The 14774-nt window shown below is 39.5% G+C and carries 12 protein-coding genes and 1 tRNA gene; 4 read left to right on the forward strand and 9 right to left on the reverse strand.

Annotation, left to right across the window (positions count from 1 at the left end; genetic code table 11):
• Positions 1-243: 243 nt before the first annotated feature.
• The 3 genes from QOL76_RS13050 to QOL76_RS13060 all read left to right on the forward strand — a co-directional run bounded on the left by QOL76_RS13050 (position 244) and on the right by QOL76_RS13060 (position 2217).
• Positions 244-317, forward strand: a tRNA-Met gene (locus QOL76_RS13050).
• A 156-nt stretch (positions 318-473) separates the two neighbouring features.
• The gene (locus QOL76_RS13055) at positions 474-734 is read left to right on the forward strand and encodes a GIY-YIG nuclease family protein (RefSeq protein ID WP_283413408.1); all 261 of its coding nucleotides are present in this window, start codon (positions 474-476) and stop codon (positions 732-734) included.
• 166 nt (positions 735-900) lie between these two features.
• A complete protein-coding gene (locus QOL76_RS13060) occupies positions 901-2217 on the forward strand; it encodes an Nramp family divalent metal transporter (protein ID WP_283413409.1) in 1317 nt (438 codons plus the stop codon).
• Here QOL76_RS13060 and QOL76_RS13065 read toward each other — a convergent pair.
• The 7 genes from QOL76_RS13065 to QOL76_RS13095 form a co-directional block, all read right to left on the reverse strand.
• Positions 2214-3287 carry a DUF4934 domain-containing protein gene (locus QOL76_RS13065; RefSeq protein WP_283413410.1) on the reverse strand — a complete coding sequence of 358 codons (1074 nt, stop codon included), beginning with the start codon at positions 3285-3287 and terminating at the stop codon, positions 2214-2216. The two genes, QOL76_RS13060 and QOL76_RS13065, sit on opposite strands and share 4 nt — an antisense overlap.
• Positions 3288-3404: 117 nt before the next feature.
• Positions 3405-3749 (reverse strand): 50S ribosomal protein L20, encoded by a 345-nt coding sequence (gene rplT / locus QOL76_RS13070; protein WP_091691840.1) that lies wholly within the window; start codon positions 3747-3749, stop codon positions 3405-3407.
• A gap of 111 nt (positions 3750-3860) precedes the next feature.
• A complete protein-coding gene (gene rpmI, locus QOL76_RS13075) occupies positions 3861-4055 on the reverse strand; it encodes a 50S ribosomal protein L35 (RefSeq protein ID WP_091691841.1) in 195 nt (64 codons plus the stop codon).
• 25 nt (positions 4056-4080) lie between these two features.
• A complete protein-coding gene (gene infC, locus QOL76_RS13080; protein WP_091691842.1) occupies positions 4081-4635 on the reverse strand; it encodes a translation initiation factor IF-3 in 555 nt (184 codons plus the stop codon).
• A gap of 87 nt (positions 4636-4722) precedes the next feature.
• The gene (thrS, locus tag QOL76_RS13085) at positions 4723-6669 is read right to left on the reverse strand and encodes a threonine--tRNA ligase (RefSeq protein ID WP_283413411.1); all 1947 of its coding nucleotides are present in this window, start codon (positions 6667-6669) and stop codon (positions 4723-4725) included.
• A 293-nt stretch (positions 6670-6962) separates the two neighbouring features.
• Positions 6963-8177, reverse strand: a complete 1215-nt coding sequence (locus tag QOL76_RS13090) for a DUF4934 domain-containing protein (protein WP_283413412.1) — start codon at positions 8175-8177, stop codon at positions 6963-6965.
• Positions 8178-8207: 30 nt separating this feature from the next.
• A complete protein-coding gene (locus QOL76_RS13095; protein ID WP_283413413.1) occupies positions 8208-10685 on the reverse strand; it encodes a DUF5686 and carboxypeptidase-like regulatory domain-containing protein in 2478 nt (825 codons plus the stop codon).
• A gap of 166 nt (positions 10686-10851) precedes the next feature.
• On the opposite strand from QOL76_RS13095, the gene lhgO reads away from it, so the two are divergent.
• On the forward strand, positions 10852-12054 hold the full coding sequence (gene lhgO, locus QOL76_RS13100) for an L-2-hydroxyglutarate oxidase (RefSeq protein WP_283413414.1): 1203 nt from the start codon (positions 10852-10854) through the stop codon (positions 12052-12054).
• A gap of 56 nt (positions 12055-12110) precedes the next feature.
• Here lhgO and QOL76_RS13105 read toward each other — a convergent pair whose 3' ends face one another.
• Entirely contained in the window at positions 12111-13589 is a 1479-nt protein-coding gene (locus QOL76_RS13105) for an FMN-binding glutamate synthase family protein (protein WP_283413415.1), read from the reverse strand.
• Positions 13590-13677: 88 nt separating this feature from the next.
• Positions 13678-14643, reverse strand: a complete 966-nt coding sequence (locus tag QOL76_RS13110) for a YheT family hydrolase (protein WP_283413416.1) — start codon at positions 14641-14643, stop codon at positions 13678-13680.
• Positions 14644-14774 lie beyond the last annotated feature (131 nt).

Genomic DNA, 14774 nt, shown 5'->3' on the forward strand with positions numbered 1-14774 from the left:
CAAATCTCCCTCTGATTGAAATGTTGAGATAAATTATTAATGGCGAGGTAGCTCAGTTGGTTAGAGCGCAGGATTCATATCCGCCGCGGCGGACGGGAGTTCAAATCTCCCTCTGATTGAAATGTTGAGATAAATTATTAATGGCGAGGTAGCTCAGTTGGTTAGAGCGCAGGATTCATATCCGCCGCGGCGGACGGGAGTTCAAATCTCCCTCTGATTGAAATGTTGAGATAAATTATTAATGGCGAGGTAGCTCAGTTGGTTAGAGCGCAGGATTCATAACCCTGAGGTCGGGAGTTCAAATCTCCCTCTCGCTACATAAGGCTTTCGGAAACGGAAGCCTTTTTTTGTTTTACTATATTTGATATCTAATTAGAGCACAGGACTCATATCCGCCGCGGCGGACGGGAGTTCAAATCTCCCTCTCGCTACATAAGGCTTTCGGAAACGGAAGCCTTTTTTTATTTTTATTAATGGATGAATTTGTAGTCTATATTCTTTATTCAAAATCCGCTGGCAAAACCTACACTGGTATGACATCGGATTTGATTACAAGGTTTCACTTTCACAACTACAAGTCAACCAAAGGGTTTACCTTAAAATATCGCCCTTGGTATGTCATTCATGTTGAATTCTTTACTACCAAAAAGAAAGCTTTGATGCGAGAAAAAGAATTAAAAACAGGTAAAGGAAGAGACTGGATAAAACGTGAAATTCTAATAAATTATTACTAAGTACAGGTTTCATATCCGCTACATCACGGCGCACAGGCGCGGCGGTCGGGAGTTCAAGTCTCCCTCTCGCTACACAAGGCTTTCGGAAACGAAAGCCTTTTTTTGTTTGTATACTAGCTTCTCACTCTTAATTATTTACCAGCTAATTATTCTTTATTTTTAGAGGATGACATCGTCCGAAATAAAAAATCCACCTACTTCACTTTTTTCTAAACTGAAGTTTCTTGGGCCTGGATTTATACTTTCGGCTTCCATTGTCGGATCCGGTGAATTAATCGCAACAACGGTACTTGGTGCCAAAGGCGGGTTTATCACCTTTTGGGTCATTCTAGTTAGTTGTTTAATAAAAGTTGCGATCCAACTGGAATTTGGTAAGAATACCATCGTAACTGGTAATCCATTGATGACTTCTTTTTCCACATTATCTGGACCAAAAAACTGGGCAGTTTGGAGCACTTTCATATTGACACTTTTTAAAATAGTGCAGCTGGGCGGGATGATTGGAGGAGCAGCCATTGCCCTTAGTATGCTTTTACCAATGCTACCTCCTATCCTACTCGCTTTTATTTTGGGAGCTATTACAAGTCTTTTAATTTACAGGAATTACTATAGTATAGTAGAGCGAACAACCATGTTCATGGTTTTTGGATTCACTGTTTTTACCTTGGCTTCTGTTATCGCAGTAAATTATAGTCCTTATGCCTTTTCAATTGATGATGTCTTATCTGGATTAACATTTGAATTGCCTTCAAATCTGATTTTCGTCGCGATTGGAGCTTTCGGTATAACAGGTGTTGCCAGCGATGAGATAATCGCCTACACTTACTGGTGCCTAGAAAAAGGCTATGCCAAGTATACCGGCGAAAATGATGGAAGTGAGGAATGGAAAGTCAGGGCAAATGGATGGATTAAAGTCATGTATCTAGATGCCATCTTCGCAATGCTTATTTACACCCTCGTCACTGCAGCATTTTATCTTTTGGGCGCTTCTATTCTATATGGCAATGAGGCTATTCCAAGTGGCAATCAACTTATAGAAACCTTAGCTAGTATCTATACCCAAACCCTAGGCGGCAATGCAAGGCTTACATACATTACCGGAGCTTTCTTTGTGCTTTTTTCGAGTGTGTTTGCTACGCTTGCTTATTGGACACGATTGCTTCCAGATATCTTCGGAGAATTGGGTTGGATAGCTTATAAGAACCTGAAAACGAGAAAAAGATGGGTAGCTATATTAGCCTGGGTTCTACCGATCCTATGGGCTCTCGCCTTTGCATATGTAGAGTTACCTGCGTTTATGGTACTGTCTGGAGGAATAGTAGGTTCGGTACTTCTATTAGTAGTCGTCTATGCAGCCATTCAGTTTCGATTTAAAAACAGTGTTTTAAAATTGGACTCAGGATTTATTTCTATTCTCCTATTCTGGCTTAGCGTACTTTCCATAGGATTGGTATCTTTCTATGGAATTGTGAAGTTATTTTAGCTGAACAATTCCAATTGTAGGTTTTTTTCTTCTGTTTCACTATCTGAATATTCCAATTGCTGCACGAAGTAAAAGATGTCCCTTCCTAAATCCAGCGGCCTAAGAACTACTGGGTTTCCATTACCATCTAAGACTCCCTTTTGCAGATTGTATCCGAGTGCACTCTCCTTTTCATAGATATAAATCAGGTACTTAGAGTCTGCATAATACTCACAGAGCACATAGGAAAGCGAATTAACTACATTATATATCTGGATTTTTTTTATGCCACCCTTGTCTAAAACCTGTTTGGTTTCAAAATTCAGTTTTAAGAATGGTGTTAAAACCTTTTCCTTGAATTTATATAAGGTGTCATGAAGAATTATTTGACTACCAAAATCCGGCACATACACAAAATGGTCAAGCCCTACTGTGGAGAAGTAATTCTTGATTGGAAAGTCAGAAGCTGAGCGTGATTTAAGTTTCACTTCCCTAACTAGTATGGTATCAACCACATCCAAAGATTTATTGATTTCATAAAATGAAGCTCGGTTAAGAAACCCTTCCTCCTGTGGTATTGACAACTCTTGCCTCAGCACAAACAATTTATCTTCCAAAACGGAGAAAGCATTCACATTAAATGGAAGTGAATTTTCTAAGAATAATTCATCCTCCTTGGAATAAACGTACAGCTTCCTGGCCGATGCTACATAAAGAAGGTTTGATTCTTCGTCAATGGTCATTTGAGGAAAAAATTCATATTCTCCTGGCCCCTCTCCCCGTTTGCCTAATACCTTAACAAACTTCCCTACTTGATCAAATATCAAAATCCTCCTGGAAGCATCTGAAACATAAATTTTATCATTGAACAGTTTAATATCCAAAACACCTATCAAAAAAGAGCTATCATTGGTCTCTAGCTGAATGAGTTTTAAAGATTTTGTCAATTGTTCTAGTTGCAATTCCTGGTCTATCTTACTAGGAATCTCAACGATTGGTAAGCTAGTTTCTAGAATTTTAGAGCACCTAAAAAATCCGAATCCTACTACAAAACAGGCTGATAGTAAAAAGAAATTTGACTTATGCTTCATTTTCTTAACAGTTCAAATTGAGAATTTATATTACTTAAATCCTATCAACAAAGCTATAGCCAAAAACAAAAAAGCCTTCCCGAGGGAAGGCTTCCAATAAAATAAGACAGTGCAACCTTATTTTACTCTTTCAACTACAGCTTTGAATGCTTCTGGGTGATTCATGGCCAAATCTGCCAAAACCTTACGGTTAAGTTCGATTTCACCTTTCTTCAATAATCCCATCAATTGAGAATAGGATACGCCGTGCATTCTTGCACCTGCGTTGATACGTTGAATCCATAAAGCTCTGAATTCTCTTTTCTTCGCTTTACGGTCTCTGTACGCATACTGAAGACCTTTCTCATACTTGTTTTTGGCTACTGTCCATACGTTGCTACCTCTTCCGAAGTAACCTCTTGTGGCTTTTAGCACTTTTTTTCTTCTTGCTCTGGACGCTACCGCGTTTACCGATCTAGGCATAGTGTTTTGTTTTTTGACAGTTGGTGCCCCGAGTGATCGAGATCTTGATTACCAAAATGTCTGGTGAATAAATAAACCTTAATTAATTGATTTTTAAGCTACTGCAGAGAATCAGATTCTCAACATGTCTCTTACTCTACCCTCGTCAGACTCATGAACTAGACCAGTTTTAGTCAAGTTATGCTTTCTTTTAGTAGATTTTTTCGTCAGGATGTGGCTTTTGAAAGCGTGTTTCCTTTTGATTTTGCCGGTTCCCGTTAAAGCGAACCTCTTCTTTGCACTGGATTTGGTTTTTACCTTTGGCATTTTGCTGTATTTATTTAGTTGAAATTTATTTCTTTCCTGCCTTCGGAGCGATGAAGATGTTCATTCTTTTACCTTCCATTTTCGGAAGCTGCTCTACTGCACCGTATTCTGCAAGTGCCTGAGCAAATTTCAGAAGTAGCATCTCTCCTCTTTCTTTAAACACAATGCTACGACCCACGAAATGTACGTAAGCCTTTACTTTTGCGCCTTCTTTTAAGAAGTTGATGGCATGCTTCAATTTGAAATTGTAATCATGATCATCAGTATTCGGTCCGAATCTGATCTCCTTCAAAACAATCTTTGCTGCATTGGATTTGATCTCCTTCTGCTTCTTTTTCTGCTCGTACTTAAACTTTGCGTAGTCAAGAATTTTACAAACGGGAGGATCAACATTAGGAGAAATCTCTACCAGATCCAGGTCATTTTCCTGAGCGAGTTTGATGGCTTTATCTGTAGGAAGTAATGCATTTCCACCTTCTACAAAATCACCAACCACCCGTACTTCACGAGCTCTGATTTTCTGGTTTACTTTATAAGGTTCTTCTTGTCTACCTCTATAGGGTTGTCTGTTGTTTCTCAAGTTAGCTTTGATTGTTTTTATGAAATTGGATGCAAATATCGGAATTATTTCTAATTAAGAAAAACTGAATTAAATAATACAGTCAAATTACTTAGTTAATGATGCTGAAATAATACCCTGAAAATAATTTATAAACTCCTCCGCTGAGAAGTTACCTAGATCTCCTTCACCATGTTTTCGAACGGAAAGTTTTCGCTCTTCCTGCTCCTTTTCCCCTACTATTAGCATAAAAGGCACTTTTTTAACTTCAGAATCACGGATTTTCCTTCCGATCTTTTCATCTCTGTTGTCAATAGAACCTGATATTCCCACCTCTTCGAGGATTAACTTTATTTCTTCTGCATATTCTATATATTTCTCAGAAATAGGCAAAATATTGATCTGCTCAGGAGAAAGCCATAGTGGGAAGTTGCCTGCACAGTGCTCAATAAGCACGGCTACGAAACGCTCCAAAGAACCAAAAGGCGCTCTATGGATCATCACAGGCCTATGCTTCTGATTGTCCGAACCTATATATTCCAACTCGAACCGTTCTGGTAAGTTATAATCGACCTGGATAGTTCCCAACTGCCATTTTCTTCCTAAAGCATCTTTCACCATAAAGTCCAGCTTAGGTCCGTAGAATGCTGCCTCGCCCAGCTCAGTCACAGTAGTTAATCCTTTCTCTGCTGCCGCTTCGATAATTGCAGATTCTGCCTTATTCCAGTTTTCATCCCCACCTATATATTTGGAAGGATTTTCCGGATCTCTCAAAGAGATTTGAGCAGTGTAATCTTCAAAACCCAAAGCTTTGAAAACATACAATACCAAGTCAATTACTTTGACAAACTCCTCTTTCACCTGATCTGGACGGCAGAAAATATGTGCATCATCCTGAGTAAATCCTCGAACACGGGTCAAACCGTGCAATTCTCCACTTTGCTCATATCGATACACAGTACCAAATTCCGCATAGCGAATCGGCAATTCTTTATAAGAATGCGGCTTATGCTTATAGATCTCACAGTGATGCGGACAATTCATCGGTTTCAGCAAAAACTCCTCTCCTTCATGTGGAGTCGCTATTGGCTGAAAAGAATCCTTACCATATTTCTCGTAGTGACCGGAAGTCTCATATAATACCTTATGGCCAATATGTGGAGTGATCACCTGCTGGTAACCTGCTTTATCCTGCGCTTTTTTCAGGAAATTAACCAAACGCTCTCTTAGCAAGGTTCCTTTTGGCAACCAAAGTGGAAGGCCTGCTCCTACTTTCTCCGAGAATGTGAATAGCTCAAGCTCACGTCCTAGTTTCCTGTGATCGCGTTTTTTAGCTTCTTCCAGCAAGGTCAAATAGTCAGACAGCTCTTTTGCTTTCGGGAAAGTCACCCCGTAAATACGAGTAAGCATTTTGCGGTTCTCATCCCCTCTCCAATATGCGCCGGCGATATTTGTCAACTTCACAGCTTTTACAAAACCAGTATTTGGAATATGCGGTCCTCTACAGAGATCCACGAAGTTTCCTTGCTGGTAGAACGTAATTGAACCATCTTCAAGTCCTTCCAAAAGGTCTAATTTGTACTCGTCACCTTTCTTCTGGAAATAATCGACTGCATCTTTCTTGGAGATGTCAGTACGGATATACTCATTCTTTTCACGGGCCAGCTCGATCATTTTCTTCTCAATAGCTTCCAATTCTGAACCATCTAAGGTCTTATCACCGAAATCTACATCATAGTAGAATCCTGTTTCGATCGGAGGGCCAATACCGAATTTGATACCTGGATGAAGTGCTTCCAATGCTTCTGCGAGCAAGTGCGCGGATGAGTGCCAAAAAGTATTTTTGCCTTCTCCGTCATTCCATGTTAATAATTGAATGGAAGAATCCTCGTTGATAGCTCGGGTAGCATCCCAAACTTGTCCGTTTACTTTTGCGGCTAGAACGTTTCTCGCTAAACCCTCGCTGATACTTGCAGCAATCTGTAGTCCGGAAGTTCCTTTTTCATACTCCTTCACAGTGCCATCTGGAAGAGTAATTTTAATAAGTTGTGACATGTGTAAAATTAGTTCTGCCCATACAAAAGGGCATAAAGATTAAGCTACAAATATGCACAAGACGAAGGCAAACGAAAAATATATGGGAAGGGAATATGGAAATGAGTGGATATTTTTTAATTATCTCTAATCATGAATGTACCTGCATTTTCTTTACTTACTTTGGTTGGACGACCTATGACGGGCTGACCGGAGTAGCCTCAATGCTAGTGTTAAACTTAAAATAAGTAGCTTTTTTGTCTTTTACTGATCCGAATTGCAGAAACACCCACTTGCTGCTGGATAAAGGCACCTTATTTTTTTACCGTATAGACAATTAGAACAGGATTTTCTGAGTCTTTGGCTGCAAAAGCCACTTGAGCAAAGTTCTTCCCCTTCCCTTTCACATACTCTTCAAAGCCCTCCTGGCCGAGTTCTGCTTTCTTTTTCTGCAATTCTTTGAAAAGAGTTTTTCCGCGAAGATAAAAACCAATTTTATCCTTGCGAAAGTGATGCGAGAATGAAAAAGGATCAAAGCTTTTATCAATATCGTTTTTTAATCGTCCGTCTATAATATGGGGCATTTGGTTTTTTCTATCAAAAAAGACATTGTAACTATCAGTTTCATACTTGAAGCTTGAATAAAGTTGGGTGTCAGATATATGCCAGGAAAATGGTATGAAGTATAATTTTGATTTATTATTGATAAAGTTCATTAGATCTGGTGGACTTAAATCTTGACTTTTTTTCTTTAACTCATCAATCTGTTGTGCATACTTTTCGAAATCAAATATAAATTTTGGAGTGGCCTTTCCTGATTTAAGCAACATTATCGTATCATTAAATGGTCTACCAACGTAGACTTCATCATTTTTCATAAAAGAACTTCTGCTTGGGTAATCCCCGTAATACCCTTCTACATCGTAAGGAAAAAATTTCAATGTATCCTTGAAATCCTCATTAACACTTTCGACAAAATAATTGCCTAGCTCCCTTACATTTTTAAAAAAATAATAGCGCTTTTCCTCTTCTAAAAAAATTCCAGAACCTACATGTTTAGCTAATTTTTCCTCTCTGAGAAATTCGCCATCTATGCTGAACCACATCAACTTGGGCGGATAAATTCCCAATAATAAAACTTCATTATTTACAATAATAGCATCATCAAAATCAAGGTATTTCTCAGGTCCTTCTCCGTAAGCTCTGATTTTTGAAAAATACTCCCCTTTCCTATCAAATATTTTTATGCATTTGCAACCAAAAATATCCAGAGTAAAGATCTTGTCATCATAGAAGAAGACCTTATTCAAACCTCCTAATTGAGCATCTTCAGAATCATCTTTGAGCCAGATGTATTCTATCTCAGGCTCAAAGAATTCGGAGAGTTTTCCTTCTCTGGCTTCAGAAAGGTCAACTTTTATGATTTCTAAGCCATCACTGGATTGATCCGAATTAGTTTCAACACTGGTAGAACAGGATATAAAAACGCTCGAGTAGACAAGCAGTAAAAAAAGACACAGATTTTTCATCTACCCAATCTAATGAATAGAATCCAATAACTAAAGAATAATTTGTCCGGAGATTTTTACTGCAAATGGCTTAGCTCCAGGATTATCCAAATAGGTAATTCTATGGAAAAAGTCTATTCTGAAAAATTTGAAAATATTCTCAATCCCATAGCCCAATTCCACATAAGGTTTAGTCGGATCCAGTCTTCCAAATGTTTCTAAAGGATTGCCAGCAGGATCTACCGTAGGAGCATTTGCTATATTTTTATTATTGACTGATCCATACAGGATATTTGCATTTCCTACGGCTCGCCATTTTAGCTTTTTGAGTAAGGGTATTTTATTCAATAAAAAACCTTCGAAATAATGTCTGTAACGCAAGCTCGCATATTGATCCGAAGCAAATTCATTGAAATTCATCGTGTTGAAAGCTGCGGAGGTGTAGAACAACGTCTCGTTGCCCAAGTGATTTTTCAAGATCGGATAGGGCACTTCCCCAAATACTTTTCCCGCATCAAATTCATAGCGGGAAACTCCAAACATGCCCATATTCAATCGCTGATACACATAGAAATTCAGTTTGGAATATGTAATATCCCCACCGAGCCAGTCCATGCCTTTAGCATAGCTCAATTCAAAAATCGGCCATCTCAAAGGCCCTAACGAGGTTCGCTCGTTGTCGTTGATCAGGATAGTTTCGTCCCTTCCATAGCGCAGGCCAACCTTAGCCTCAGCAGTTTCAAACTGGGATTTATACTCCCCTGTTCCTTTTTCCAGGTAATAAAAATCATACAAGGGCTCAAACTCCATAAAGCTCAAATCTGAATAAAGCAAAAACCCCTTGAAAAACTCCCGCTGAAAATTAACCTGATGTTTAGTAGTGAAGTAGGGTCGTCTTAGTGTACCGAACCTGCTGGCCGCCAGAAATATGCTATTCCCCTGCAAGCTGGAAATTTCCAAACCTACTTGATCAATTTCCTTCTGCGTCGATAGGGAAATGGAAGTCCAGTGCTGCCTGTCTAATATGCGGGTTACTTTTGCAGAATACTTAAGCTTAGCGTCCTTGAAACCATAAGCTCCATACCCATATAACACCCACTTATCGCTGAATTTTAGATTGGTACGGAACCCCATTCCTAGCCTCACTCCTTCTATATCATTGTAGTTGAAAAAGCCTGGCCAGGGGCCGATATCTACTTTTTTGAAAGGCAAATACCCCGTTCCAAAAAACTTAAGTCCCTCAGAATAGAAGCGTACAATCGGGATTCTCTTTAAGGTATCCACCATTTGTAGCACTGCTAATTCTTGCTCTGACAAAACATCCTGACGATTTTCCTTCCAAAATTCCTCACTTGCCTCATCAAAGTCAGGTAATAAAGTGACAGATTGATTGAAAAAAGATGTTGGCTGAGGTTCGCCGATTTTTATGCTATCTGCCGAAGTGTAGAATTTTGCAAGAAGGCCAGCCGTTTTAGGTGTGATCTGACCTATTTTTATCTGAACTCGCGTTTTGGCAGGAATCAAAGGGCCAGCGGAAGTAGGTTGCAATTCCTGTTGAATTTTGATTCGCTCAATGAAATTCAGATTGGCTTCCTTCGGTATAGTCAAATCCACTTGTTTCAAGGCATAGGTTTCCTTATTGATCCAGATCGTGCCAGAAAACGCCAGATCCTGCTCTCTCAGCGGATAAACTTTCAGCATATAGCAAGAATCGCTACCAACCAAAACTGAATCCATCAAATCATAATCATAAAACTGCTTCCAGCCATCCGCTATTGGCGAAACAAATTCTTTCCCAACGATACTGAGCCAATTTTTATAAAAGTTGTATTCCTGAAAAGCAGATCCTGTGATCTGCGAGGTGGTAGATCCATCTGTGATCCCTACTCCGGTCACTTTAGATTTTTCCACAACCTCCTTTCTCAGTTCGGGATTATTCCTGAAATAGAATTTGGAGAGTGTTTCTGAGAAGAATACAGGCAAGATTTTCTCCCCTTCATCATTCGTCAGCTGCTTAATAGAGTCCAGAACGGCGGTGACTTTCTGCACTGTTTTACGCTGAGTAAACTCCTCAGACACATGATCAATATCGATTTCTATCTTGGTATAATTCTTTGTTTGATAGGCAGATAACTCGCGTTTGTCAAAGTCCTTTTTCCGATCCACAGCTTTACGTATCACATCAAAAGCAGGGTTTTCTCCAGCTTCAAAAACAAAAGCCTCTAGCTCAAAATCTGAAGGTTTAAGCTGAAAATTGACTGTTTGTTCAGGAAGTTGCTCCAAGGATTTAATACCAGAGATATATCCAAGATAGCTTACCGTAATGCTATCTGTTAGAGATCTTGCTGATAAGCTATAATTGCCTTCAAAATCAGTGGAAATACCCACCGTAGTCCCTTTCAATAAAACAGATGCAAAAGGAATAGGGTCTCCGGTAGTCGCATCAGTTACTTTCCCTTTTACCACAAATTGGCCAAAGGACTGTGCATAAACGAAAAAGAAGAGAAGGAGAAAGAAATTACGAAGCATGAAATTTTTACTGATCTGAAAACAAATCCCTGCAAAATAAATTCATTAACCGGGCAAATTGCTACCTAAGTGGTTAAAAAATATAAAGCTTCCCGAGATCAGGTTAATCTCAGAACTGGAAAAATGAAAATTCCGCTAGTATATTTGAGTTTGTAAACTGAGAAATATGATATACGATATTGCGGTAATTGGTGGTGGAATTGTTGGTTTAGCGACTGCTCTTAAAGTTCAAAAAGCCCGACCTGATTTGAAAATAGTCATTTTGGATAAGGAGAATCAATTAGCAAAACATCAAACAGGTAATAACAGTGGCGTGATTCACTCTGGCCTCTACTATAAGCCAGGGTCTCTAAAAGCTACGAATTGCATTGGCGGATATCATGAACTGATTCAATTCTGTGAAGAAGAAAAAATTCCTTTTGAGATTACGGGGAAAGTGGTAGTTGCTACCCGGGAAGAGCAAAAACCCCTATTGAATAACTTATACGAGAGAGGGATTCAAAATGGCTTAGAAGGCACCAGGTATATTACCATGGAGGAGCTCAAAGAATACGAGCCGCACTGTGCAGGTATAGCAGCCCTTCATGTTCCTCAGACCGGAATAGTGGATTATTTCAATGTAGCCTTGGCTTATGGAAGAAAAATTGTTCAAAATGGAGGTGAGATTTATTTAAATCATAAAGTACTGGATATTAAGCAACAGGATGGATTTAATTACATTGAAACTTCTAAGAAAACCATTCAAAGCAAACTAGTGGTTAATTGCGCAGGACTGTACTCTGATAAAGTCGCACAGATGAATGCCGACGAAGAAATAGACGTTAAAATAATTCCTTTTAGAGGAGAATACTTCAAGCTAAAAAAAGAAAGAGAATTCTTAGTAAAGAATCTGATTTACCCTGTACCTGATCCTAATTTTCCATTCTTGGGAGTCCATTTCACTCGAATGATGAAAGGTGGTGTGGAAGCTGGACCGAACGCTGTTTTAGCTTTTCGCAGGGAAGGATATAAAAAATCCCAGATTAACTTAAGAGAACTAGCAGAATCGCTGGCTTGGCCAGGATTTCAAAAGGTAGCTGCGAAATATTGGCAAACAGGTTTCGGTGAAATGTATAGATCTTTTTCCAAAGCAGCTTTCACTAAAGCGCTTCAAGAATTGATACCCGAAATCCAAGAATCTGACTTAGTCGAGGGTGGTGCAGGCGTGAGAGCTCAGGCATGTGACCGTACCGGAGGATTGTTAGACGACTTCTCGATCAGAGAATCCGCACACGCCATTAATGTATTAAATGCACCATCTCCTGCTGCTACAAGTTCCCTTGCAATTGGAGGAACAGTGGCTGAATTGGCGTTGAAAAGATTTACTTAACCTTTGAGGAAATCCCGAAGTCTAGTGACATTCGCGATGAAACCTCAAAGGTTAATCTACACCTGCGTATTTACAGAATCAGGCAGATATCTATTTGCCAGCTTGATCATTTCATCACCTTTTACTAGATCACTGGCACTAAGTTGGGAGGTATGAGTGTGCCCGGATGCCCCTAGAAGTTCCTGCACGGCGTGAACTGTATTTTTGTGGAAATTATACACTCGCTCAGATTTATCCGTTATCACCAGACCTTTTACTAAGCTTGCCCTTTGCGTAGCCACACCAGTTGGACATTCATTGGTGTTACATCGAAGTGCTTGAATACACCCTACACTAAACATAAAGCCTCTGGCAGAATTACACAAATCAGCTCCAAAGGCAATGTTTTTTAAGATAGCAAAAGCTGAAATAGCTTTACCGGAAGCAATAATTTTGATATGATCCCTGATCTGAAATTTCTCCAAAGTCATCCGGACAAAAATAAGTGCCGGCTCTAACGGTAAACCCACACTATCTGAGAATTCCAAAGGAGCAGCCCCAGTACCTCCCTCTGCCCCATCCACCGTGATGAAGTCTGGATAGATGTTCTTAGCGACCATTTCCTTGCATATAGCAGTAAATTCTTCTGTTCTGCCTATGCAAAGTTTGAAGCCAACTGGTTTCCCTCCTGACAATTCCCTCACTTTAGCTATAAACTCTATCAACTCGACTGCATTAGTGAATGCACTATGCGAAGGCGGAGAAAGAATAGTAGTTCCGGCTATCACACCGCGTATTTCGGCTATTTCTTTTGTGTTTTTTATTCCCGGCAATACACCGCCATGGCCAGGTTTGGCTCCCTGTGAGATCTTAATTTCTATCATTTTGACTTCCGGCCAATTTGCCTTTTCTGCAAATAGTTCCTCGCTAAAATTCCCCTGCTCATCCCGGCATCCGAAGTAGCCAGTGCCAATTTGCCAAACCAAATCTGCCCCTTGACGGTGATAAGAAGAAATTCCTCCTTCACCTGTATTATGATAAAATCCGCCTTTTTTTGCACCTAAATTCAATGCTGTGATGGCATTTGAACTCAAGGATCCAAAGCTCATTGCTGAAATATTGAAGATAGATGCTGAATACGGCTGTTTACAACTACCATTTCCAATCATCACTCGAGCATCTTCGTCGTTGGTGTGCACGGCGTAAATTGAGTGCCTCAAGGCCATGTAATCCTCTCCATTTATGTCTCGTTGCGTACCGAACGGGTGAGTGTCGTTTACATTTTTAGCTCTTCTATAAACCAGGGAGCGTAGGTTTCGACTGAAAGGTCTACCATCTGTATTTGTTTCTATAAAATACTGCTGAATTTCAGGACTTATTTTTTCCAATAAATACCTGAAATGCCCTATTACAGGGAAATTCCGAAGTATAGCATGCGACTTTTGATTGATATCATAAATACCTATACACAGAAGAATGACAAGTATACCCAGGATAAAATACCCGAACTTGAACTGAACAAATTGGAAATACCACATTAGAAAAAATGTAAGCATGACCATAAGTGTCAAGCTACCGAAAAACATCTTTCTCATATCAAATTCTTTTGATGATTTAGCGCACAATATAGCAAAAGACTTAGGGCTAAGCCGGATTCAGAAGGAATTCTTGAACTCTCAGTTCTGCCCAGGTAAATTCCTGCCCGCTCACCATAAAACCTGTATGACCTCCCCTTTTTGGCATTTCCAATGTAAGTACTTCCTTCTTTTCTGCAAGTGCTTTTGGGTAACATTCGGGTCCCAATAATGGATCGTTAATGGCATTCACTATGAGCGTAGGAATTTGTATAAAAGGCATCCAGTTATCTGCGCTAACCGATTTATAAAAGTCTACTGAATCCTTGAATCCATGTAATTTAGCTGTGAATAGGGTATCAAAAGCATCAAAATCTCTAACTCTGTCAAGTAATTCAAGATCTATCAATTCCGGATATTGAGTTGCTTTTGCTTTTATTTTAAGTTTTAGCTTTCCTAGAAATCTATTTTTGTAAAATGCGTTTCTTCTCAACTTCAAGGTGTTGGCACTGGAAAGCAAATTACAAGGTGTAGAATATACTGCTGCTCTCTTTATTTCCTTAGGAAGGTCCTTTCCTTTTTCGCCAAGATATTTTAGCGTCTGTGCTCCTCCCATACTTATTCCAGTTAGAAAGATCTCATCATAAGTATGGGTTTTCAACACATGGGCTATGGTAGTGTCCAGGTCATAACTGGCACCATGATGGTAAAGAATTGGTCCTAAATTGATCTCTCCACCACATGAACGATTATTCCATACTAGTACATCTACATGACAGGAATTGAATAGTTTGACCATCCCCCTCACATAATGTCGTTCAGAATCTCCCTCTAGTCCATGAGAAATAATCAGCAATTTTGAACTACCAACTTTTGCCCAATCCAAATTCAAAAAATCACCATCAGGCGTATCTATCTTCTCCCTTGTATAGTTTACGTCTACTATTTTTCTAAAAAGACTGGGAATAATAGTTTCCAGGTGTCCGTTGAACAGGTATATCGGTGGGCCGCTGTAAGTTGATTTGATAATAGGCATGAAACCCAAAAATAAGATGCTTTATAAGATAGTAGGCATTTGTCTTTTCTACCGGCCGGAAAGGTGGCAAAAGCAAAGTTAGATTTATTAAAATAAGTATTGAAGCCACTTCAGCCTGTCCCGCCACTGCG

The organism is Algoriphagus winogradskyi, assembly GCF_900182815.1.
Lineage (GTDB): Bacteria > Bacteroidota > Bacteroidia > Cytophagales > Cyclobacteriaceae > Algoriphagus > Algoriphagus winogradskyi.